Source organism: Pseudomonas sp. AC242, assembly GCF_979258655.1.
In genome coordinates this window covers 3,712,235-3,733,851 of record NZ_OZ409873.1, presented here as the reverse complement: position 1 = coordinate 3,733,851, position 21,617 = coordinate 3,712,235, and the positions used below count along the sequence as shown (strand labels likewise).

Genomic DNA, 21,617 nt, shown 5'->3' with positions numbered 1-21,617 from the left:
GGTCTTTCCTGACTGTCTGCGGAGCCCAGTGCCATGAGCGACAACCTGCTGAACATCCCGTGCACCACCATCAAGGGTGAGCAAAAGACCCTGGCCGATTTCGCTGGCAAAGCGGTTTTAGTGGTCAACACTGCGAGCAAATGCGGTTTCACCCCACAGTACAAAGGCCTCGAAGAGCTGTGGCAGACCTACAAGGATCAGGGGCTGGTGGTTTTGGGCTTCCCGTGCAATCAGTTCGGCAAGCAGGAGCCAGGCAACGAAGGGGCGATCAGTGAATTCTGTGAGCTGAACTTCGGTGTCAGCTTCCCTCTGTTCAAGAAAATCGAAGTTAACGGTGCCGACGCGCATCCGCTATTCGTGCAACTGAAAAAACGCGCGCCGGGTCTGCTTGGCTCCCAGGGCATCAAGTGGAACTTCACCAAGTTCCTGATTGGCAAGGACGGAAAACTGGTCAAGCGTTTTGCCCCGACCACCAAGCCGCAGGAGCTGAGCGGCGAGATCGAAGCCTTGCTCAAATGAACAGCCTGCCGGTCGATTCGCTGAAGCTCGACAGCCAGTTGTGCTTCAAGTTGTACGCCGCCTCCCGAGCGGTAATTCGTGCCTACAAGCCGATGCTCGATCAGCTCGGTCTGACCTACCCGCAATATCTTGCGATGCTGGTGTTGTGGGAATGGCAGGACGCCGCGCCGGAGCAACCGACCGTCAAGGCCTTGGGCGAGCGCCTGGCACTGGACTCGGGCACGCTGACGCCGTTGCTCAAGCGTCTGCAGCAGTTGCAGTGGGTGCAGCGCCAGCGTTCCACGCGTGATGAACGGGAAGTCCACCTGAGCCTGACACCGGCCGGCCAAGCGTTGCGCGAACAGGTCGGGCCGCTCAAGGCCCGGTTGCTGTGCGACAGCGGGGTCGATCTGGACCGCCTCAACGACCTGCGTGACGGCCTCGATCACTTGTTGGGGCAGATCAAAGCGCTGTCGTAGTCGGGATCCACTGATCGAGCAGGGCCGCGAGTTCTTCACGGCGGAACGGCTTGGCCAGATAGTCGCTCATACCGGCCGCACGGCAGCGCTCGCGTTCCTCGGACATGGCGTTGGCAGTCAGGGCGACGATAGGCAGGTGCGGCCAGCGCCCGCTTTGACGGATCTGCCGGCTGGCTTCGTAGCCGTCCATCACCGGCATGTTGCAGTCCATCAGCACCAGATCGAATTCGTGATACTCCAACTGATCGAGCGCTTCGGCACCATGGGCAGCGACGATGACCTCGCAGCCCAGTTTGCCGAGCATGCCTTTGGCCACCAACTGATTGACCGGGTTGTCTTCGACCAGCAACACCCGCCCGCGCCGCACCGAGGGAGCGGTTTCGAGCTGCGCATCGTTAATGGCAACGACGTCCGGTTGCAGGGTGCGGCGCAGGTTCTGGTAAAGCGCGTTGCGCGCCAACGGCCGCGCCTGTTGTTGCAGAGGCGCGAGCGCAGCCGCTTCTTCGCTCGGCAGAAAGCTGCCGTAGGCGGTCACCAGCAAAATCGGCGCAACGAGCGTCGGGCGCAAGCCGAAAAGGCACTCAGGGCAATCGGTAATCACCACGTCCGGGGTCAGGCCCAACAGTGAGTCATCGATGGTGCGCTGCTCATACGCAAGCCCCCAGACCGGCAGCAGGCTCTGCAACAGTTCCGCCAGACCGCTGCTGGCCGCAGTGATGGCGAGGACTTTCCCGTGCAGTGGCGCCGGGGCAAGCGCGCGGGTATGACACGGCAGAGGCAACTCGGCACAGAACTGACTGCCAAAACCGGTCTCGGAGCTGATGGTCAGGCGCCCCTGCATCGCTTCGCAGAGGTTGTAGGTCAGCGCCAGTCCCAGGCCGGTGCCGCCGTACTGGCGAGTGATGCCGGCGCCTGCCTGCGTGAACGGCTGGAAGATTTTCAGCTGCGCGTCCTGGGCGATACCGATGCCGGTGTCGCAGACCTCGATGCGCACGCCATCCTGGTAGGTCGACAAGCGCACGTCTACCCTGCCGAAGCGGGTGAATTTCAGCGCGTTGGACAGCAGGTTGCTGACGATCTGCCGCACGCGGGTCGGATCGCCCAGCACCAGCGCCGGGAAGTGCGGATTGATCAGGCAGGTCAGCTCGACGCTTGGCGCCGCGTTCTGCGATAGCAGGTTGGCGGTATCTTCGATCAACGAGCCAAGATCGAACGGGATGTGCTCAAGCTCCAGTTGCCCGGCATCGAATTTCGACAGGTCGAGGATATCGTTGAGCAACTCGACCAGCACCTTGCCCGAATCGTGGGCGATCGACAGCTGTTGCTGTTGCTCGGCATTCAACGGGCCGTCGAGTGACAGCGCAATCATCCCCAGCAGGCCGTTGAGTGGCGTGCGGATCTCGTGGCTCATGTTGGCGAGGAATGCCGAGCGGGCTTCGGCCATTTCCAGGGCGGTGCTGCGGGCGACTTCGAGTTCCTGATTGGACTGGCTGAGCCGCGCGTTGATCGCCTTGAGTTCGGCGGTGCGCGCCGAGACGATGTTTTCCAGTTGCCCGAGGTAGTCGGTCAGGCGGTTTTCGGCGTTGCGCCGCTGTTGAATCTCGGTGGCAATGTTCTCGAATTGCTGATTGGCGACTTTGACCAGCACGCCGATTTCATCGTTGCCGTGGCCGGACGGACATTCCAGCGTAGTCGGTTCGGCGCTGCGCGGGTCGCGCCCACTGAGTTCGCGGATCACCCGCACCAGCGGTTTGGTCAGCATCACGTAGAACAGCGCCAAGAGGATGCCGGTGAGAATCAGGCTGCGCGCGAACCCATTGAGCAGGGTCACCTCGGCCCGGCGCAGAAAACGGCTGCCGAAGGCATAGGTGTCGACCTCGAGGCTCAAGACCCCCAGCGATTCGTTGGGCAGGTGATCCAGATACAGACGATCCTCGAACTGGCGCTTGGCGCCAAACAGGAAGTCGCTGATCACCCGGTAGCCGCTTTGCAGTTCCGGGCGTTTGACGCTGGCCAGCACCGTATTGTTATTGTCGATCAGTTGCGCAGAAATGATCGCCGGTGAGCGCAACAGGCCCAGGGTCAGTTCCTGCGCCAGTTCGGCGTCGATGTTGTAGGCAATCCTTGAGGCCGGGTTATGGCTGATTTCCAGCAAAGACAGGATTTCACGGTTGATGGAGGCGTCTTCACTGGCATAATCGATGCCGATTTGCAGCAGGCTGAGCAGCGTGCCCAGAATGAACCCGACCAGCACAGTAAGCCTGGCTTGCTTGTATGACAGCCGGTGGGTGAATTTGATATCCATGGGGTGTTGAACCACTTCCGTTTCCCTTCGCTGCTCAAGCATAGTCGATCATGTATGGATACCGAGGTTCCCGAATCGCCTTGTAACAAGGCTTGGTAGGGTGATTTTTATCTGTGTGTCGCCGCTGGATCGTCATCATCACTGTGAATGTGCCCGAGGAGAAGACGTGGATTCCCGATTGAATGCTTTTCTTGAACGCGCCGAGTCGGTTCTGGCGCGGATCGAACCGTTGTTGCCGGCACCACGGCCGGTGATCGACTGGGGCACTTGTCTGGCGGCGCGCTGGCAGCGCGACGGGCGCAGCGGCTACTTGTTGCCGCTGGAAGTCAGCCTCGACATGCGCCTGTCCGACCTGATCGGTGTTGACCGTCAGCTCGAACAACTGGGGCGCAACACCCAGCAATTTCTCGATGGCATGCCGGCCAACCATGCGCTGCTGTGGGGCTCGCGCGGCACTGGCAAGTCGTCGCTGGTGCGAGCCTTGCTGGCGGAACACGCCGCCGCGGGTCTGCGCTTGATCGAGATCGAGCGCGATCATCTGGCGGATCTGCCGCGGGTGGTCGAGCAGATCGGCAAACTGCCGCAACGTTTCGTGTTGTTTTGCGATGACTTGTCGTTCGAATCCGGTGAAGGCGATTATCGCGTGCTCAAAAGCGTGCTCGATGGTTCGCTTGAGCAGGCCCCGGACAACGTCTTGCTGTACGCCACTTCCAACCGTCGCCATCTGGTGCCGGAGAAGGAAAGCGACAACGAAAACTGGAAACGCGTCGACGGCGAACTGCATCCCAGCGAAGCAGTGGAAGACAAGATCGCGCTGTCGGACCGTTTCGGTCTGTGGCTGTCGTTCTACCCGTTTACTCAAGAACACTTCCTCAACGTCGTCGAGCATTGGATCGGCCAGTTGGCGGCCAAGGCCGGCCTGAGCTGGCAGCGCGACGAAGAACTGGACATCCTTGCCGTGCGTTGGGCCACCGGCCGCGGTAATCGCAATGGACGTTGCGCGTACCAATTCGCCCGTTACTGGGTGGGACTGAAATTGTTGGAGCACAAGGCATGATTGATTTGCAACAAAGCGGCCAAGGCCTCGAAGGCTATGGCATGTTGGCCGCACAACTGGAATCGCTGCTGGCGGACGAGCGCGATTTCATCGCCAACGCCGCGCAGTTTTCGGCGTTCCTGTTCAACCAGCTCGATGATCTGAACTGGGCGGGTTTTTACCTCAACCGTAACGAAGAGCTGGTGCTCGGCCCGTTTCAGGGGCAGATCGCTTGCGTACGCATTCCGTTCGGTCGTGGCGTGTGTGGTGCGGCGGCAGCGACTCGGCAAACCCAGCGCGTTGAAGATGTGCACGCGTTCCCGGGGCATATCGCCTGCGACAGCGCGTCGAACAGTGAGCTGGTCGTGCCGCTGGTCAAGGACGGTCGCCTGATCGGTGTACTTGACCTCGACAGCCCGAAACTGGCGCGTTTCGGTGCGCAGGATCAGGCCGGTATCGAGCAACTGGCGGCGATTTTCCTGCGTCTGACCGACTGCTGATCACGCGGTGAGGCCAGCCTTGTGCAGCAGGCTGGCCGGATCCACGTTGTCGATCTGCGCGGGATCGAGAAAACGCACGGCGTACTGCATGTACACGCCATCGTTGATGAACAAACCAAACAGCTGGGCATCGATGTGTGCTTCGCGGCACATGGTGGCCATGATCGCCAACGCCTCACTCAAGGTTTTCGCTTTCTTGTACGGGCGATCGGCTGCGGTCAGCGCCTCGAAGATATCGGCAATCGCCATCATCCGCGCCGGCAGGCTCATGTCCTCACGCTTCAGGCGTTTCGGGTAACCGGTGCCGTCCATTTTTTCATGATGACCGCCGGCGATCTCGGCAATGCTGTCGAGGTGGCCGGGGAAGGGCAGGTGGCTGAGCATCATGATTGTCTGCACCATGTGGTGATTGATCACGTAACGCTCTTCGCGGGTCAGGGTGCCGCGGCTGATGCTCAGGTTATACAGCTCGCCGCGATTGTATTTGTAGCGCGGCACATCCAGCTTGAAGCCCCATGGATTGTCTTCGGGAATCAACTCGTTCGGGTCGCGTTCGAGCAGGTGCTCGGGCTTGTCCGCCAAAAGCTTTTCACTGACCGGCAAGCTCGGTGCCGGCGTGCGCGACTGACGCCGATTCTCCTCCCAGGACACACCCAACCGGTCATCAAGGGTACGCATCCAGGTGCGTCGGCCGAGATGATCAAGGCGCTGCAGATCTGCTTCGGCCATCGCTTCACTGCCTAGGTTGCAGCGCGCGACAAAGGCAAAATCGTCGTCGAGCGCCGTCAGCGTGGCGTCGCGCAGTTCGGCCAATGCGGTCTCATCGCCGCCCAGGGCGCGCGCCTGCCAATAGCTGATCCAGGCATCACGCTTGAGCACTTCGAAACGTGTGCGGATCTCGTGGATGCGGTCGTTGATGGTTTCCAGTTTGGTGGCCTTGTCGACCACGTATTCCGGCGTCGTGACCTTGCCGCAGTCGTGCAGCCACGCGGCAATGTGCAGGGCTTCCCATTCATCTTCGCTGGGTTGATAGGCGCTGAAGGCCGGCGCCTGACTGGCTGCTGCGGCCTGGGCAAGCATCAGTGTCAGCTCCGGCACGCGCTGACAATGCCCGCCGGTATACGGACTCTTGGCGTCGATGGCACCGGCGAGTAATTGAATAAAGGCGTCGAGAAGTTGTTTCTGACGGGCTTGCAGACGCTGGCTCTCGATGCTCACCGCCGCCGCGCCGGACACAGCCTGCAAAAAAGCGATGCGATCAGGGCGCAGTTTTTCCAGATCGGCTGCGGTGCCGCTGTCGCTCACCAGCAGAATCAGCAGGCCGATGGTTTCGTCGTGGCGGTTGTGCAGGCGGATGCCGATCAGATGGATGCGCGGCGATTGCATTGCCAGCAGGACCTTCTGCAAGTCGCCGGCCTGATCAAAGCCGAAGTTGCTCACCACGTTGTTGGCGCTGACCAATTGTCTGAACCACGCCGGGCCGTTGCTCTGCTGCAGGTCGTGGCCCTGGATGTCGAACGCCTCCAGGGTCTGTGGCGTGCCATCTATGACCAGGCCGTAAGGCTCCATGCGGCTGCTGTCGCTTTCACGCAGATAGATCAGCCCTGCCTGCGCCTGAGCAATCTGCACCGTTTCAAACAGCACCCGGTGCAGCAGGGGGGCAAAGCGGGTTTCGGCGCCCAGGGTGTCGGTGATCTGGAAGAAACTCGCCAGGGTGTCTTTCATTCGTGCCATCGACACACTCAACTGGTCGACTTCAAGCACCGGCGAGCGGCGTGCCAACGGAAAATTGAAATCGAAACTGCGGATGGCGTCTGCTTCCTTGACCAGCGCGTGCAACGGCTTGACCAGAATCCGCGAAATCACCCAGCCCAGCGGCAGGCATAGCAGCAGGGTCGCCAGGGTGACCAGCGCGCCTTGCCAGCGCAAACGGTAGGCATCGACCAGTAACTCGTCTTCCGGCACCAGTAACGCCAATTGCAAACCTTTCGGGCCACCCTCTTGAATGCTGCTGCGGGCGACGATCCAGTGGCGCCCCTCCGCTTCCACGCGATTGCCCTTGGCTGCGCCGGACAACAGCGTATGCAAGCCCGGACTCAGGTCCGCCGCTTTGGCCAGAGAGGCCGTGCTGCCGTCGACAATCAGGCGCTCGCTGTCGGGGTAGGCCACGGCGTTGCCCTCGGCGTCGAACAGGGCAATCTCGGTGGAGGGGGTGACGACATGTTTACTCAGCGCGGCGGACAGGGCGACCAGCGTCAGGTCCGCGCCAATCACGGCGTTCTCGCCGCTGCGCCGGGCCAAGGTCGTGCCGACATTGTGAGTGGAGAAAAACACGTAGGGCTCGGTGGTGATCTGTTCCTCTTGTTGACGGGCATCGTTGAACCAGGCACGGCTGCGCGGATCGTAGCGGTCGCCTGGGTTGTCCTGACGGCTTATCGGGGTCAGTGCCTGATCGAAAAACAGCGATTGCGAGTGCATCGCGCCCTGCGGGTCATGCTCGATGCTCCAGACCTGATACGCCGCCGCTTCAGGGGCCTTGAGCAGCGTTTTCAGTGCTGCGCTGCGCAGTGGACGGACCATGAAGAAGTCGCCATTGGCATAACCCAGGTACAGCGACGCCAGGTTGGGATTGTCGGTGAGCGACTGGCTGAAGGGGCGGAGCAGGGGCATGCGTTGTTCAAGGCGCGCAGCCTGAGTGGCGGGGTTGTCCGCCAGCAAACTCAGCAAATGGCGGATCGGCTGATAGGTGGCCGCCATGTCCAGGCGCACGTCCTGTTCGATCCGTTCGAACAGTTTTTCGCTGCTCGAGAGGATGATCTGCGTGGTCTGGTGGTAATTGAACAGGCCCAGCACGATTCCTGTAAGCAGCAACAGGAAGGTGAACATGACGCTGATGTGCACATGCAGCGGAAACCGGCGTTGCTCCGGGCGCAGTGGGCTGGGCATTTCGGGCTCTCCATGATGGTTAACTCACTGCTCAGCGCCAAGCATAGTTAAGGCAGGCTCATTGTGCTTTGATCCGACACCGTCAATTGCTGCTGCAAGGCGTGCTCGAGATCGAGCATCGCCCGGTTGCTCGCTTCGCAACGGCGAGCGATCTCGTCTGTCGACAAGGCCTCGGCGCAGGCTTGCTCAAGGGCGTCGCAGCACTCGATCACGCGTGATGCCTGAGCGATACGCGCGGCGCCCTTGATCTTGTGAGCGACCACCGCCAGCGCCGCGCGATCATGTTCAGGCGACAGCGCGAGCAGTTCCTGACGATCGAGACGGCTGCTTTTGAGCAACTCGGCCAGCAAACGGCGGGCTTGAGCAGGGTTGCCACCGGTCAGCATGTTCATGTTTTGCAGGTTGAAGGCCGGTGGTGCACACGTCGGCGTGATGCCATCGACCCACTGGCTGAGCAGGCTCAGGCTCAAGGGCTTGAACAGGCAATCGTTCATGCCGGCCTGTTTGCAACGCTGGATTTCCTCCGGCTGTGCATTGGCCGTAAAGCCCAGCACAGTGCAGGGCGGGCAGCGTGCCTGGAGTTCATGCTGGCGAATGGCGCGAGTCAATTCGTAGCCATTCATCAACGGCATGTTGCAGTCGACGATCACCAGGTCGAAATGGCCCGCCCTCCACAGTGCCAGGCCACTGCAGCCGTTCTCGGCAATGCTGAAGTGATGTCCGAGAAACTCCAGTTGCTGACACATCAACAATCGATTCGCCGGATGGTCATCTACCACGAGCACACGCAGGGGCGTTTGCGATGTCTTGATCGCCGCTTCACTTTTCACTGTGCTCAGCTGTATCGGCAAGGTTTCCAGCGCCAGGGAGATACATACCTGAGTGCCGATGCCCGGCTGACTGTTCAATTGCAGTTGCCCGCCCATCATTTCGCAGAGGTTGCGACTGATCACCAGTCCCAGGCCTGCCCCGCTTCTACCTTGTTGACTGCTGTTTTCCGCCTGGGCAAATGGTTCGAACAAGCGCTGCTGGTCCTCGGCACTGATACCGACGCCAGTGTCCTGTACGGTCAGTTGCATCAAGGCACGGGCCGGCACCTCGGTGTTCATGAGGTCCAGGGTAATCCGCACATGCCCCTGCTCGGTGAATTTGATGGCATTGCTCACCAGATTCGACAGCACCTGTTTGAAACGCAGGGGGTCCAGATGCACATCGATTGCCAGGTCCGGTGGATTGAAGATGACTTGCAGGGTGAGGTTTTTCTGCCGGGCGAGGCCTTCGAAGATTCTTGCCACAGACGCCACGGTATCGACCAGATTGACCCGTTCCGGGCAAAGACTCAGACGCCCGGATTCGATCCGTGCGATGTCGAGAATATCGCCGATCAAACCCAGCAGATCGTTGGCCGAATGATAAGCCGTGTCGATTGATGAGCGATCCGGATGCTGTTGATCCATACGTTTGAGTGTCAGTTCAAGCATGCCGATCACGGCATTCATTGGCGTGCGGATTTCGTGACTCATGGTCGCCAGAAACGTGCTTTTTGCCCGGTTGGCCTCATCTGCCTGTTCTTTGGCCGTACGCAACTCTTCGAATAACTGACGGCGTTCGCTGATGTCGATCCAACCGCCGATGATGCCTTTCACGTCGCCGCTGGAGTCACGGTACGGCAGTATCCAGTGATAGATCGTCAGGCGTCGGTTACCGATGTGCAAAGGCCGGTCGACCACCATCGGCGTGCCTTCGGCGACGACGCGTTGGTAATCGGCCTGAAAAGCCTGAGCTTCGAAGGCGTTGCTCAAGGTGCCCTCAATGACGCTTTTGCCGATGACGTCTTCGCGTTTGGCATTGAACGCTTCGAGGTAGCTTTCATTGCAGCTTTGCAGCAGGCCTTGGCGGTCGCGGACATAAATCGGATGCGGTGTGCCATCGACCAGTGAACGCATGAATTCGAACTGGTCGTTCAGCGCGCGCTCGGCGGCCTGACGTTGTTTGATCTGGTGACGCATATAGGCGTTCCAGGCCAGAAGCAGCAGCAGTAACAGGCAAGCGCCGACGATCACTTGGTAGAACAGGCGCTGGTAGTTATGCCAGATGTTCTGCGATGCCGTGGAGTAACCGCGCCAGCGGCCATTGATCACGCCCAGCTCATCGGGGGCGATGCTCAACAACGCTTTGTTGATGATCGACGCCAGTTCCGTGTTGTCCCGGGCGGTTGCCAGCGAAAACGCAGCCTGGCCGGTGCCGATGGTGGTGGTGATTTGTAATGCCTGATTGAAGATCCGCGAAGAAATGAAGTAGTTGGCAATCACCAGTGAGTTCACCGCGCCGTCGACATGTCCTTCAGCGAGCAGCGATACCGCGCTGAAGGTATCCGCGGTTTCGATCAACTGGATGCGCGGATACTCTCGGCGCAGGTATTCGACCATCGGATTGCCTTGGGCAATCGCCAGTTGTTTGCCTTTGAGCTGGCCCAGGTTGGTCGGGCCGTCGGCACTCTTGCGGGTCAGCAGAACGTAGGAATTTTCCAGATAGGGACGACTGAAATTGAGGGTTTTTTCGCGCTCCGCTGTCGGCAACAATGCTGCAATCAGATCGGCTTGATGGTGGTCTATCTGCTGGATCATTTCCGCGTCGTTGCGGCTGCGCCGGATCTCGAAACGCAGGCCGGTGCGCAGGCGGATCAGTTCGAGCAGGTCGGCACTGATGCCGCGAAAATTGCCGTCGTTGTCAAAGAATGTCAGGGGCGCGAACGCTTCATTGACGACCACGCTGACCACCGGATGCTGTTTGAGCCACACTTCTTCGCGCTGGGTCAGTTGCATTTTCCGGTCGGTGAGCAACAGGTCGCTGCCGGCGCTCCAGCGCTTGGCAATATTGTCGCGTTCGCTGGCAGGCACTGCCTTGAGCACGGTGTCGACGATGTCGAGCAATTGTGGGTTGTTGCGGCGCACGGCGAAGCTGAACCCCTGGGCTTCCTGCTTGCCGAAATTGGCCATGCGCACATTGTTCAGGTAACCCTTGTTGATCATGTAATGCGTCGACAGGGTATCGCCGAGAAACACATCGGCCTGGTCAAACGCGACGGCGTTGATCGCGTTCTGGTAGGAGGGGTAGCAGGTAATGAGCGCCTTGGGATACAGCGCCTTGACTTCGGGTAACGGCAAATAGTGATAGACCATGCTCAGGCGCAGCCCGGCCAGGCCTTCGGTGAGTGAGCGGGTTTCGTCTTCGCGGGTGACCAGCACCGGCAGGTCAATGGCATAGGGGGTCGACAGCGCCAGGTTGGCATTGCTCGCTTCGAACCCGTTCGCGGTACCCAGCAGGTCGACCTGGCCATCGACCAGTGCCCGAATCGCCGCATCCCGGGATGGAAAGCGCTGCACCCGGACAGGCAGACCGGTGGCCTGGCCAAGGAGTCCGGCGTAGTCAGCTGTCAGCCCTTCGTAATCCTTGCCACTGACCGTCATGTCAAACGGCGGGTAGTCAGGCGCCGAAGTGCCCAGAACCAGTTCGCTACGCGCAAGCATCCATTGCCGCTGGGACTTATCGAACGTGATCGATACCGGCTCGTTTGCCGACCTGCTTAGCAAGGCATAGTCCGGTGAACCGCCGGGCATGGCGAACACGTTGGCGCTCAGGTAAAGACCTGCACTCAACGCAATTAAATAGTCCTTCAAACGGCTGGGCATGCGGGCTCTCACACGAGTGCGTTTCGTTTGGCCATCTCGATAAGTTCTACAAGGGATTTGGCCTTGAGTTTCTGCATCAGGCGTTTTTTGTAAGTGCTGACGGTTTTATTACTTAGAAACATGCCCTTGGCGATCTCCTTGTTAGTGCGGCCTTGGGCGAACAATTGCAAAACCATCAACTCGCGATCATTGACGGATTTGAACAGTTCCAGTTCGGCAAAACGGATATCGTCACTACGAACCGGATTCAATGCCTGGCTGGGGAAATAGTTGTAACCGGAAAGTACTGCTTTGATTGCACTGACCAGTTCGCTCAGGTCTTCCTGTTTGCAGACATAACCCGATGCGCCGGATTGCATGCAGCGAATGCCGAACAGTGTCGGGCACTGCGCCGTCAGAATCAGGATTTTCAACGGCGAGCCCATGGCATTGAAGCGGGCCAGCACCTCCAGGCCGTCCAGCTTGGGAATGCTCACATCGAGAATGACCAGATCGGGCATGCACTCGCGCACCATTTGCATGGCATCGACTCCGTTATCGGTTTCACCGACGACCTTGTAACCTTCATGCTCCAGCAGCATTCGAACGGCGAGACGGATGACCGGGTGATCGTCGACAATAAAAACGGAGTTCATAATCAAATCCCATGCAAGCACGAATAAAGCGCGCACCTTAGCTCAGTTGAATGAGCACTCGCATGAAGTGACATGGCTCCAGTCACGTTATCGGATTAATCCTACAACTAATAAGGAAACGGACTACGTTCAAACTAGGTTTGACGTAAGGAGGAGCAGAATTTGAAGAGGCTTATAGTTTGACTTGAATGATTTGCAAGTACTGGCTGTAAATGGCTTTTTATAGATGTTTAAACTTGCTGAATCGCCGCGTGGTCATTGTGGATCTTCAGCCCTGTCAGTGACGCGTTAAAAGTTCTCGGGTTGACATTGGGAGGGCTGCATGCGGGTAGCCAAAACCATGGGCGCCCGCACGCGATGGGGTCAGTGGCTGGAGCGGCCGGTCATTTCCAGCGCCATGTCGCTGGCGTAGCTGTCGGTCATGCCGGCAATGAAATCGATCATGCGCAGAAACGACGTGTGTAACGAACCCTGAGGATCCGGTGCGTTACTGCCCAGCAGATCAAGAATGCGCCGGCTTTTGAATGACGGCGTACGACCGTTGTGTTGTTCCAGCGCGGCCCCACAGAACGAATTGAGCAGGATCTCCAGCGTCGTATACGCGCCGATTTCATGCAGGGTTTTGCGCTTGTCCTGAAAGATTTTCTTGCGGGCGATGTCCTTGGCGTTCAGGACGCAACGCTTGGCCGGGCCGTGCATGTGCTCGACCAGATCGCCGTGCAGCGTGCCGGCGAGGAGTGCGTCCTGTTGCTCGACAAAGGCCCGCGCCGCAGCGTTGGTCAAATGCTCAATGGCCTTGCCGCGCAGGATCGCCAGTTTGCGTCGTCGCGAATCCTGCGGGCCGAGCTGACGATAGGTTTCCGGCAGATCGTCGCCCACCAGCCCGAGCAGCAGGGATTCGACTTCGGCGTATTCCAGCAGCTCCATTTCGAGGCCGTCTTCGAGATCGATCAGCGCGTAGCAGATGTCGTCGGCTGCCTCCATCAGATACACCAACGGGTGACGCGCCCAACGCTGGTCTTCGATTTGCGGCAGGCCCAGTTTGTGGGCGATCTGCTCAAGCAGCGGCAGCTCACTTTGATAGCAGCCGAATTTGTGTTTCTTGTAGCCCAGGGAGTCGGCGTGGCGCGCGGTCCACGGGTATTTCAGGTAAGTGCCGAGGGTGGCGTAGGTCAGCCGTGTACCGCCGTCGAACTGGTGGTACTCCAGCTGAGTCAGTACGCGAAAGCCTTGGGCGTTACCTTCGAAGTTGAGAAAGTCAGCGCGTTCGGCTTCGCTCATGCCGTCGAGCCAGCCACGTCCGGCGGCCTGCTGGAACCAGTGACGAATAGCATCTTCACCGGAATGGCCGAACGGCGGATTGCCGATGTCGTGGGCCAGACACGCCGACTGCACGACCATGCCGAGGTCGGCCGGGTCGCACCATTCGGGCAAGGCACTGCGCAGGGTTTCGCCCACTCGCATGCCCAGTGAACGGCCGACGCAACTGACTTCCAGCGAATGGGTCAGGCGCGTGTGAATGTGATCGTTGCTGGTGACCGGGTGCACCTGGGTCTTGCGTCCGAGGCGGCGGAAGGCACCGGAGAAAATGATGCGGTCATGGTCTTTGTGGAAAGGGCTGCGGCCAAGTTCTTGCGGGCTGTGCAGCGGCTTGCCTAGGCGTTCGCGGTTGAGCAGGGTTTGCCAATCCAAGGCTGATTCTCTCCGTCAGGTGACTGGGGGCGTTGGCCCCTAGCTTCCCGGTTCGCGCACGCCCCTGCAAGCGTAACTACAACCCAGCCGCGTCGATGTCGATCAACAGCAAACGCTCACCGTTGTCAAAAAACTGCCCGGCCGTCAGGCAATACTGATTGCTGGTGGCATCGCGGTAGGTATTGGAGAGCGTCAAACGCCGCTCCTCCCAGCCTTCGGCGAGCAAATGATAGAAATACGGGCGCCACGACCAGTTGTGCCCCAGATAACGATTGTCGGCGAACCAGCCATGCTGCCGCCATTCGAGGTTGGGCGTCAGCTGCGTGCCGTGGCGATCGCATTGATAAAACCGCAGCAGCCAAGGGAAGGCGTCCAGTTGTGGCAGCGCGCTCAAGGGGGCATGCGCCTGAGCCCAGGCTTGCAGGATCGACATCAGTTCAGCGAGTTGCTGGCGCATTTGCATCAGCCGCCCGCGCTCCGCGAGTTTCTGCCGGACATAGCGCTGGCGCAGTTCGGCGAAGTGCTGCACAAACGCGTCGGCGGGAAAGAACGCCTCCTGCGCCCGCGCGAACAGGAATCCCTGTACATAGCGCGATCCGCATTCCAGGGCGAAATTCAACTGCGCTTCGGTCTCGACGCCTTCGGCGATGATCCAGCAGCCGGTCTTCTCGGCCATCTGCGCGAGAGCCTTGACCACATCACTGCTCGGACCACCCAGTGCGGCGGCCTGGAACAGACGCATATCGAGTTTGAGAATGTCCGGTTGCAGCGCCAGCACCCGATCAAGTTGCGAGTAGCCGGCGCCAAAGTCGTCGATGGCGATTCTCGCGCCCGCCTCGCGATAACGCGTGACGACTTCGGCCAGGCGTTGACCGTTGCCGCCCAGTTCGGTGATCTCGAAGACGATGCGTTGCGGATCGATACCGTAGCGCGCCAATTGTTTGAGGCTGGGCAGAGCCTGATCGGCGCGCAGACGACTGATCCAGCGCGGCGACATGTTCAGGCTGAGAAACCAGTCTGCCGGCGCTTCATGCAAGCGGCTCAAGGCGTTGTCGCGGATTTGCCGGTCGAGGCGACGCAGGGCAATCGCGGGTGTGCGCGGGTCCGCAAACAGTGGCCCGACCGAAGCCAGTTGACCGTCGGCCTGGCGCAGGCGGCCCAATGCTTCGACGCCTGCAATGCGTCCCGTGGCGGTATCGATGAAAGGTTGAAAGCAGGCGAGCGGTTGCCCGTCGATCACGGGGCCTCCTTAGTCGTTCTTGTTCTGGTTGAACCCCGTCGACCGGATAGGCGCACGGGATTGAACCTCCGGATAAAGAGGTTCATCCCGCCGGTATTGCAAGAATGTAGCCAGATGTATCTGTTCAGCGTTTGGCCGAACTCTGCATGACCAGTTTGATCAGCGGCCCGAGGCTGGTGCCGAGCCGGATCAGCCGGCTCAAGCCACCGGCGCCGCCGCTTTTCGCGCCTTTGCCAGTGATAAAGCCCAATAGCGTAACGGCAGCCACGCCCCACAATGGCGCGTGTTTGATGCCGAAACCACCTTGCAGGTTTTGCGTCATGCCGCGCATGCGATGCAGCGGTTGCAGGACTTGCCCGGCTTCATGACGAATTTCCTGGCGATGCATTTCCATGCGCAGGCGGATCAACGCCTTGCGCATTTCCCGACGCGAGCTGTTGTGTGGCAGTTCAGGCAGGCTCATGGCAGCAGGCGCTCCCGGTCGTTGGCCAGCTCTTCGAGCGTGCCGTGGAAAGGCGAGGACTCATCGAAAATCGCCGCCTTGAGACGCAGTGCGCAGAAGATCGACGCCAGGGTATAGAAAACGCACAGGCCAATGATCGCGGCCAGACGATAAGTGTCCCAGAACACGATCATCACCAGTGTCGATAAGCCCACCAGCAACAACAGGGCAAAGACCAAAGCCAGACCTGCGAACAGCAACAGGCTGACGGTTCGTGATTTCTGCTCCTGCAATTCGATGCCGAATAATTCGACATGGCTGTGCAGCAGACCCAGAACGGCGGCGCCCAGGCGTCGCGTGGAAGAGGCGGTGCCCGCAGTCGGGCCGGATTCACCGATCGACATAATCAGCGCCGGGTAGCCAGCAGGCCGATCAGAAAGCCGACACCGGCAGCGATGCCAACGGACTGCCAAGGGTTGGCCGACACGTAATCTTCAGTGGCGGTCACTGCAGCCTGACCGCGATCGCGCAGGGTTTCTTCGGTCAGTTTCAGCGTTTCGCGGGCGCGCAGCAGGCTGTCGTGAATCTGCTCGCGCAGCTCATCGGCCTGATCGCCGGCCAGGGTGGCGGTGTGCTCGAGCAAGCGTTCGGTGTCGGCGACCAAAGTCTGGAAGTCGTTCATGAGGATTTCTTGAGCAGTCTTTGCCTTGATGCTGGCCATGGTGGATCTCCGTAAGTGACGTCTGAAGCGTTCGAGTATGAGCCTTGCGCGAAGGTTCAGTACAAATGACTGGTACAACTTTTGCTGTGTCGTGGTGCGTTGCCCGGCGGTCGTGCGCGGTTGCCGGGCATGCGCCATGAGAAACCTTATCCCAAACAAGCCCGGTTCGTGTCAGGACATCGACCTCGTGCGCCAAAGCAGTTCGCCGGACCGTAGGCTCCGTGCCTGCGCGGTCGCAACTTGGTGCATGAAATGTGCGCATGAACCGCTTTGGTGCCTTTTTCGCCTTTAGGTCTGCCTGCTTATGGAAAATCTGCAAAGCGCTGTGGACACCCTGGTTCACAGCTCCAATACCTTGTTCATTCTGATCGGTGCGGTAATGGTGCTGGCAATGCATGCCGGTTTCGCCTTTCTCGAAGTTGGTACAGTCCGCCAGAAAAACCAGGTGAATGCGTTGTCGAAGATTCTCAGCGACTTCGCCGTCTCGACCCTGGCCTATTTCTTTATAGGCTATTGGATCTCCTACGGCGTGACGTTTATGCAACCGGCGGCGGTGCTGAGTGCCGATCACGGTTACGGACTGGTGAAGTTTTTCTTCCTGCTGACTTTTGCTGCCGCGATCCCGGCGATTATTTCCGGTGGCATCGCAGAACGCGCGCGTTTCGTGCCGCAGTTGTGCGCCACGGCGCTGATCGTCGCGTTCATCTATCCGTTTTTCGAAGGCATGATCTGGAACGGCAACTACGGTCTGCAAGCTTGGCTGACGGCGCAGTTCGGTGCCGCTTTTCATGACTTCGCCGGTTCCGTCGTGGTGCATGCCATGGGCGGTTGGCTGGCGCTGGCGGCGGTGCTGTTGCTGGGGCCGCGTAATGGCCGTTACCGCGACGGGCGTCTGGTGGCGTTCGCACCGTCGAGCATTCCTTTCCTGGCCCTGGGTTCGTGGATTCTGATTGTCGGCTGGTTCGGCTTCAACGTGATGAGTGCGCAAACACTGCAAGGCGTCAGCGGTCTGGTGGCGGTCAATTCGTTGATGGCGATGGTCGGCGGCACGATGGCGGCGCTGCTCGTCGGCCGCAATGACCCGGGCTTCCTGCACAACGGCCCATTGGCCGGGCTGGTGGCGATCTGTGCCGGGTCCGACTTGATGCATCCGGTCGGTGCGCTGGTGACCGGCGCGATTGCCGGTGCGCTGTTTGTCTGGTGCTTTACCGCTGCGCAGGTTAAATGGCGCATCGATGACGTATTGGGTGTTTGGCCACTGCACGGCCTGTGCGGTGTTTGGGGCGGGATCGCCTGCGGGATTTTCGGCCAGGCCGCGCTCGGTGGTATCGGCGGCGTCAGTCTGATCAGCCAGTTGATCGGCACCGCACTCGGTGTCGCGGTGGCGCTGATCGGTGGCTTTGTCGTGTACGGCGTGATCAAGGCGCTGCACGGGCTGCGCCTGAGTCAGGAACAAGAGTATTACGGCGCTGACCTGTCGCTGCACAAGATCGGCGCGGTGAGCCAGGACTAAGTCTCGGGATCATCGGTTCCGGGGTAAAAACCATGGAGCAGGCGATAACGGTCGATGCGCACCTGATCGACCTTTTCCTGCACCTGATGCGCCGGCAGACCGAGCATGATCAAGGCGTGAGAGGCGAGCATCAGGCTTGACTCCAACAGCTCCGGCACCACTTCGGTGGCGCCGGCGGCTTTCAATTCGGCCCATTGGCTGTCGTCGCGGGTGCGTACCAGGATCGGCACATGGGCATTGAGTCGGCGCGCTTCCTTGAGGATGTGCAGGGCAATGTCGCTCTGATCCACGGCAACCACCAGCAGTTTTGCGCGCAGCAGGCCAACGGCGGTCAGCAGATCGCCGCGTGATGAGTCGCCATAATGCACGTCACTTTCTCCGCTGGCGGCTTCCTGTACGCGAACCGGATCACTGTCCAGTGCGATGTAAGGCTGCTTGGCATTGCGCAGGAAACGCCCGATGGATTGACCGACGCGGCCGTAGCCACAAATCACCACGTGCTGATTGAGGTCGGCGTTGAGTGCGCTGATTTCCTCGATCTGTGCTTCCTGATTGGGCTTGCGGTGGAGTGCTGTAGCGATGCGGGGCGCCGCGCGCAATAGCAGTGGCGTCAGCAGCATCGAACAGAACGTCGCGGCGAGCAGAAGATTGCCCAGCGCCTCGGGCGTCATGCTGTGTTGCTGCATTTGCGCCATCAGTGCAAAGCAGAACTCGCCCCCCTGCGCCAATGCCAGGCCGCTACGCCACGCCGTTTCGCTGTCGCTGCCGCGCCACTTCACCAACAAGGCGACGACGATGCCCTTGATCACCATCAAGCCGACGGTGAGCCCGAGGATCAGCAGGCTGTGACTGACGAACAGTTGCAGGTCGATGAGCATGCCGATGCTGACGAAAAACACCCCGAGCAGGATGTCGCGAAACGGTCGGATGTCGGCCTCGATCTGATGCCGATAGTGGCTTTCACCGAGCAACATGCCGGCCAGAAATGCACCGAGGGCAGGGGACAGGCCCAGCAAGTGAGTCAGCCACGCGGTCAGCAGCACAATCACCAGCGCCAACAGCACGAACAACTCAGCCGAGCGTGACGCGGCCACTTCATGAAACAGCCTCGGCAGTAACCAGCGACTGGCCAGCAGCAGACCGACAAACAGCACCACGGTTTTCGCCAGTGTCAGCGGCAGCGCCCAGTACCAGGCTTGGGCGCTGCTCCCGGCAAACACTGGCACCAACGTCAGCAGCAATACTGCGACAACGTCCTGAAACAGCAAAACGCCAACGGCATTCTGCCCGTGACTGCTGAACACCTCGCCGAGGCTGCCCAGTTCTTTGGTCACAATTGCCGTCGATGACAGCGAAAGCCCGGCGCCGAGCAGCAGCGCCGGCGTCGTCGGCATGCCCAGCAGCATCAGCAACAAACCGAGCAGCGCGGTGCTGATCAGTACCTGCTGACTGCCGAGGCGGAATACCACCTGACGCAAGGCGATCATCTTCGACAGGGAAAATTCCAGGCCGAGTGAAAACAGCAGAAACACCACCCCCAGTTCGGCTACGTCAGGCAGGTGTTCGCTTTCGTTGACCCAGTCGAAGGCACTCGGCCCGACCAGCAATCCCACGCACAGATAACCCAGAACCGGCGGCAACCGCAGGCGCCGAAACAGCGCAATCACCACGAGGGACGAGGCGAGGATGATCAACAAATTGGCAAACACTGGACACTCCGATGTCAGATTCAGGCTTTTCAAGCGTAGAGGCAAAAAGACCGGGAGGATCGCGCAAATGGTTTTTCTGTGGACTGATTTGCGTCAGGGTTTTGCCTGTGAACCTTTGTCGGAGGACTGGAGCCTTTGGGCGGCGGTGGCTCGACGGGTTTTCAGCTGCGGCCTAGAATAGGCCCACTCATTTCCTGGTTGAGCGCTCATGCTTCCTGAATGTCAGCTGTTCGGCACCCTTGGATGCCATTTGTGTGAAGTTGCCGAGGCCGAGTTGATGCCTTTCGTTGAGCACGGCCTGCTGGTTGAACTGGTCGATATCGCTGAAGACGAATCTTGGTTTGAGGCTTATAGCCTGCGGATTCCGGTGTTGCGTCGTGTCGACACCGGGGCAGAACTGGGCTGGCCCTTCAGCGCTGATCAAGTTGTGGCGTTTCTGCGTTAATTCGTATTTTCTCATTCATCCCGCCGGTCGCCGCTGCCATCCATTCCTTGGCATTTTACGGATTGTTCGGTTACTGTATGTTCATACAGTAAATGCTTCAGAGGGATGAACCGTGGTCAATGTCGAACAGTTGAAAAACAGCGTGAACCGGATGTCGGTTGACGTGGTGCGCGAGGCCGTTCTCGAATTGCGCCTGGACGGGCTGGTCACGGAAGGCAAGACGCCCTTCAACAAGCTGCATTTCAACACTTGCTTTGCCGAAATCGAGGCCTTGTTTCAGCGTGCCGGTTATCACAAACAACTGGATGTGGTCGGTTATCAAGGGTTGCTTTACGCCTTGTATGACCCGGGCCGCTGGGAGGCTGTCGATGTCCTGCGCTGGCTCAAGGAGTTCACTGACGCCGCAGCGCTCAAGTCGATCCCGGCCTGAGCAATCTGCGCTAGGCTCGTTTCCCTCCGTGCTGGATAATGCCGCCCTGTATTGAGGGTTTGATTTCCGTATGTCCACATCTACATTCTCTGCTGCGCAGAATCAGGCGAGCACGCTCTATCTGCCGCCGGGTCCCTGGCTGACCGTACTCGATTGTCTGTGTGAGCATTTTCGTGCGATTGATCGCGAGCAATGGCTGGACCGCATCGCTCGGGGGCGAGTTCTGGATGGTGATGGTCAGCCGATCTCGGTGGATTTGCCTTACAAGGAAGGCTTGCGAATTCATTATTTTCGCGAAGTGCCGGACGAAAAGCCGATCCCGGTGGTCGAGTCGATCCTGTATGCCGACGAACATCTGGTGGTGGCTGACAAACCGCATTTCCTGCCAGTCACACCCGCCGGCGAGTACGTTGAGCAGACATTGTTGCGCAGGCTGATTTGTCGCCTGGACAATCCCCATCTGGTGCCTTTGCACCGCATCGACCGGCATACGGCGGGACTGGTTATTTTCTCGGCCAACCCGCAAACCCGTTCGGCTTATCAGTCGCTCTTCCCGACGCGGCAGATCGACAAACGCTATGAAGCCATCGCCCCGGCGCTGCCAGATCTGAGGTTCCCTTTGGTGCACAAGAGCCGTCTGGTCGATGGCGAGCCGTTTTTCCGCATGCAGGAAGGCGCAGGGGCCAGCAACACCGAAACGGCGGTGGAGGTTCGGGAAAAGCATGGCGATCTGTGGCGCTATGGATTGTTTCCGGTGACCGGCAAGAAACATCAACTGCGTGTGCACATGACTGCGCTGGGGGCGAGCATCTGCAACGATCCGTTTTATCCGCAGGTGTTGAAAGACGTCGAGGATGACTACGCCAATCCGCTGAAGCTGCTGGCGCAGGGGCTGCGGTTTATCGACCCGGTGAACGGTGAAGAGCGCGAATTCGAGAGCCGGATTACGCTGCAATGGTGAGGCCCAAGCCACCTTTCGAACGCCCATGAAAAAGCCCGCATTAATGCGGGCTTTTCTGTATCCGGTGTCGACCAGAGCTTTACAGCTCTTTAACGGTGCGAACCTGATCCTTGTTGATGCGGGTTTCTTTGCCGTCCAGCTGTTTGAACTCGTAGAAGCCCGAATCGTCATCGTATTTCGGGGTGTCGACGGCCTGGATTTCGCGACCGTCATTCAAGGTGATCACTGTAGGCGACGAGCAACCGGCGAGGGTGGCAAGGCCCAGTGCGAGCATGAAAGTGGCGAGGGTCCGTTGAGTCATGGGTGTGTCTCCGAATGGGAATTCTTTTGGTTACTGAGCTTGAGACGTATACAAGGCGTGAGAGTTCCTTGA

General features: G+C 59.5%; 19 protein-coding genes. 8 read left to right on the top strand and 11 right to left on the bottom strand.

Annotated features, from left to right (window positions below; translation table 11 throughout):
• The first annotated feature begins 33 nt into the window (after positions 1–33).
• Positions 34–519 carry a glutathione peroxidase gene (locus ACZZ0A_RS16680; protein ID WP_123375531.1) on the top strand — a complete coding sequence of 162 codons (486 nt, stop codon included), beginning with the start codon at positions 34–36 and terminating at the stop codon, positions 517–519.
• On the top strand, positions 516–977 hold the full coding sequence (locus ACZZ0A_RS16675; RefSeq protein ID WP_447786561.1) for a MarR family winged helix-turn-helix transcriptional regulator: 462 nt from the start codon (positions 516–518) through the stop codon (positions 975–977). The genes ACZZ0A_RS16680 and ACZZ0A_RS16675 overlap by 4 nt, the downstream gene beginning before the upstream one ends.
• Here the strand turns inward: ACZZ0A_RS16675 and ACZZ0A_RS16670 are convergent.
• A complete protein-coding gene (locus ACZZ0A_RS16670; protein WP_463543478.1) occupies positions 961–3,282 on the bottom strand; it encodes a hybrid sensor histidine kinase/response regulator in 2,322 nt (773 codons plus the stop codon). The two genes, ACZZ0A_RS16675 and ACZZ0A_RS16670, sit on opposite strands and share 17 nt — an antisense overlap.
• A gap of 166 nt (positions 3,283–3,448) precedes the next feature.
• Between ACZZ0A_RS16670 and ACZZ0A_RS16665 the strand changes: the two genes are divergently transcribed.
• Together ACZZ0A_RS16665 and ACZZ0A_RS16660 are read left to right on the top strand one after the other, a co-directional pair.
• Positions 3,449–4,339: an ATP-binding protein gene (locus tag ACZZ0A_RS16665; protein WP_007908631.1), complete on the top strand. Its 891-nt coding sequence runs from the start codon at positions 3,449–3,451 to the stop codon at positions 4,337–4,339.
• Positions 4,336–4,818, top strand: a complete 483-nt coding sequence (locus ACZZ0A_RS16660; RefSeq protein WP_007908634.1) for a GAF domain-containing protein — start codon at positions 4,336–4,338, stop codon at positions 4,816–4,818. Before ACZZ0A_RS16665 ends, ACZZ0A_RS16660 begins: the two co-directional genes overlap by 4 nt.
• Here the strand turns inward: ACZZ0A_RS16660 and ACZZ0A_RS16655 are convergent, their stop codons facing one another.
• From ACZZ0A_RS16655 to ACZZ0A_RS16620, 8 genes are all read right to left on the bottom strand, one after another.
• On the bottom strand, positions 4,819–7,764 hold the full coding sequence (locus ACZZ0A_RS16655) for an HD domain-containing phosphohydrolase (protein WP_463543477.1): 2,946 nt from the start codon (positions 7,762–7,764) through the stop codon (positions 4,819–4,821).
• Between the two features lie 47 nt (positions 7,765–7,811).
• Complete coding sequence (locus tag ACZZ0A_RS16650) at positions 7,812–11,456, bottom strand: transporter substrate-binding domain-containing protein (protein ID WP_414916818.1); 3,645 nt, start codon at positions 11,454–11,456, stop codon at positions 7,812–7,814.
• Between the two features lie 8 nt (positions 11,457–11,464).
• Positions 11,465–12,091 carry a response regulator transcription factor gene (locus ACZZ0A_RS16645; protein ID WP_007908640.1) on the bottom strand — a complete coding sequence of 209 codons (627 nt, stop codon included), beginning with the start codon at positions 12,089–12,091 and terminating at the stop codon, positions 11,465–11,467.
• A gap of 363 nt (positions 12,092–12,454) precedes the next feature.
• Positions 12,455–13,783, bottom strand: a complete 1,329-nt coding sequence (locus ACZZ0A_RS16640; protein ID WP_007908641.1) for a deoxyguanosinetriphosphate triphosphohydrolase — start codon at positions 13,781–13,783, stop codon at positions 12,455–12,457.
• 76 nt (positions 13,784–13,859) lie between these two features.
• The gene (locus ACZZ0A_RS16635; RefSeq protein ID WP_095113037.1) at positions 13,860–15,023 is read right to left on the bottom strand and encodes an EAL domain-containing protein; all 1,164 of its coding nucleotides are present in this window, start codon (positions 15,021–15,023) and stop codon (positions 13,860–13,862) included.
• A gap of 124 nt (positions 15,024–15,147) precedes the next feature.
• A complete protein-coding gene (locus ACZZ0A_RS16630) occupies positions 15,148–15,486 on the bottom strand; it encodes a hypothetical protein (protein WP_007908651.1) in 339 nt (112 codons plus the stop codon).
• On the bottom strand, positions 15,483–15,869 hold the full coding sequence (locus ACZZ0A_RS16625) for a phage holin family protein (protein WP_007908652.1): 387 nt from the start codon (positions 15,867–15,869) through the stop codon (positions 15,483–15,485). Before ACZZ0A_RS16625 ends, ACZZ0A_RS16630 begins: the two co-directional genes overlap by 4 nt.
• A 2-nt stretch (positions 15,870–15,871) precedes the next feature.
• Complete coding sequence (locus ACZZ0A_RS16620; protein ID WP_007908653.1) at positions 15,872–16,186, bottom strand: ElaB/YgaM/YqjD family protein; 315 nt, start codon at positions 16,184–16,186, stop codon at positions 15,872–15,874.
• A 304-nt stretch (positions 16,187–16,490) separates the two neighbouring features.
• Between ACZZ0A_RS16620 and ACZZ0A_RS16615 the strand changes: the two genes are divergently transcribed.
• A complete protein-coding gene (locus tag ACZZ0A_RS16615; protein WP_007908654.1) occupies positions 16,491–17,699 on the top strand; it encodes an ammonium transporter in 1,209 nt (402 codons plus the stop codon).
• On the opposite strand, the gene ACZZ0A_RS16610 is transcribed toward ACZZ0A_RS16615, so the two are convergent.
• The gene (locus tag ACZZ0A_RS16610) at positions 17,696–19,408 is read right to left on the bottom strand and encodes a cation:proton antiporter (RefSeq protein WP_463543476.1); all 1,713 of its coding nucleotides are present in this window, start codon (positions 19,406–19,408) and stop codon (positions 17,696–17,698) included. The genes ACZZ0A_RS16615 and ACZZ0A_RS16610 overlap by 4 nt on opposite strands.
• Positions 19,409–19,616: 208 nt before the next feature.
• Between ACZZ0A_RS16610 and ACZZ0A_RS16605 the strand changes: the two genes are divergently transcribed.
• The 3 genes from ACZZ0A_RS16605 to ACZZ0A_RS16595 all read left to right on the top strand — a co-directional run bounded on the left by ACZZ0A_RS16605 (position 19,617) and on the right by ACZZ0A_RS16595 (position 21,244).
• Positions 19,617–19,853: a glutaredoxin family protein gene (locus tag ACZZ0A_RS16605; RefSeq protein WP_007908657.1), complete on the top strand. Its 237-nt coding sequence runs from the start codon at positions 19,617–19,619 to the stop codon at positions 19,851–19,853.
• A gap of 112 nt (positions 19,854–19,965) precedes the next feature.
• Positions 19,966–20,283 (top strand): transcriptional regulator, encoded by a 318-nt coding sequence (locus ACZZ0A_RS16600; protein ID WP_007908658.1) that lies wholly within the window; start codon positions 19,966–19,968, stop codon positions 20,281–20,283.
• 70 nt (positions 20,284–20,353) lie between these two features.
• On the top strand, positions 20,354–21,244 hold the full coding sequence (locus ACZZ0A_RS16595) for a pseudouridine synthase (RefSeq protein ID WP_463543475.1): 891 nt from the start codon (positions 20,354–20,356) through the stop codon (positions 21,242–21,244).
• Positions 21,245–21,323: 79 nt separating this feature from the next.
• Here the strand turns inward: ACZZ0A_RS16595 and ACZZ0A_RS16590 are convergent, their stop codons facing one another.
• Positions 21,324–21,545, bottom strand: a complete 222-nt coding sequence (locus ACZZ0A_RS16590) for a YgdI/YgdR family lipoprotein (RefSeq protein ID WP_007908660.1) — start codon at positions 21,543–21,545, stop codon at positions 21,324–21,326.
• Positions 21,546–21,617: the final 72 nt, after the last annotated feature.

Coding starts and splice junctions, on each gene's coding strand:
- ACZZ0A_RS16620 (WP_007908653.1), bottom strand. CDS start 16,186: ATGGCCAGCATCAAGGCAAAGACTGCTCAAGAAATCCTCATGAACGAC.
- ACZZ0A_RS16630 (WP_007908651.1), bottom strand. CDS start 15,486: ATGAGCCTGCCTGAACTGCCACACAACAGCTCGCGTCGGGAAATGCGC.
- ACZZ0A_RS16590 (WP_007908660.1), bottom strand. CDS start 21,545: ATGACTCAACGGACCCTCGCCACTTTCATGCTCGCACTGGGCCTTGCC.
- ACZZ0A_RS16660 (WP_007908634.1), top strand. CDS start 4,336: ATGATTGATTTGCAACAAAGCGGCCAAGGCCTCGAAGGCTATGGCATG.
- ACZZ0A_RS16675 (WP_447786561.1), top strand. CDS start 516: ATGAACAGCCTGCCGGTCGATTCGCTGAAGCTCGACAGCCAGTTGTGC.
- ACZZ0A_RS16595 (WP_463543475.1), top strand. CDS start 20,354: ATGTCCACATCTACATTCTCTGCTGCGCAGAATCAGGCGAGCACGCTC.
- ACZZ0A_RS16670 (WP_463543478.1), bottom strand. CDS start 3,282: ATGGATATCAAATTCACCCACCGGCTGTCATACAAGCAAGCCAGGCTT.
- ACZZ0A_RS16655 (WP_463543477.1), bottom strand. CDS start 7,764: ATGCCCAGCCCACTGCGCCCGGAGCAACGCCGGTTTCCGCTGCATGTG.
- ACZZ0A_RS16625 (WP_007908652.1), bottom strand. CDS start 15,869: ATGTCGATCGGTGAATCCGGCCCGACTGCGGGCACCGCCTCTTCCACG.
- ACZZ0A_RS16650 (WP_414916818.1), bottom strand. CDS start 11,456: ATGCCCAGCCGTTTGAAGGACTATTTAATTGCGTTGAGTGCAGGTCTT.
- ACZZ0A_RS16680 (WP_123375531.1), top strand. CDS start 34: ATGAGCGACAACCTGCTGAACATCCCGTGCACCACCATCAAGGGTGAG.
- ACZZ0A_RS16645 (WP_007908640.1), bottom strand. CDS start 12,091: ATGAACTCCGTTTTTATTGTCGACGATCACCCGGTCATCCGTCTCGCC.
- ACZZ0A_RS16605 (WP_007908657.1), top strand. CDS start 19,617: ATGCTTCCTGAATGTCAGCTGTTCGGCACCCTTGGATGCCATTTGTGT.
- ACZZ0A_RS16615 (WP_007908654.1), top strand. CDS start 16,491: ATGGAAAATCTGCAAAGCGCTGTGGACACCCTGGTTCACAGCTCCAAT.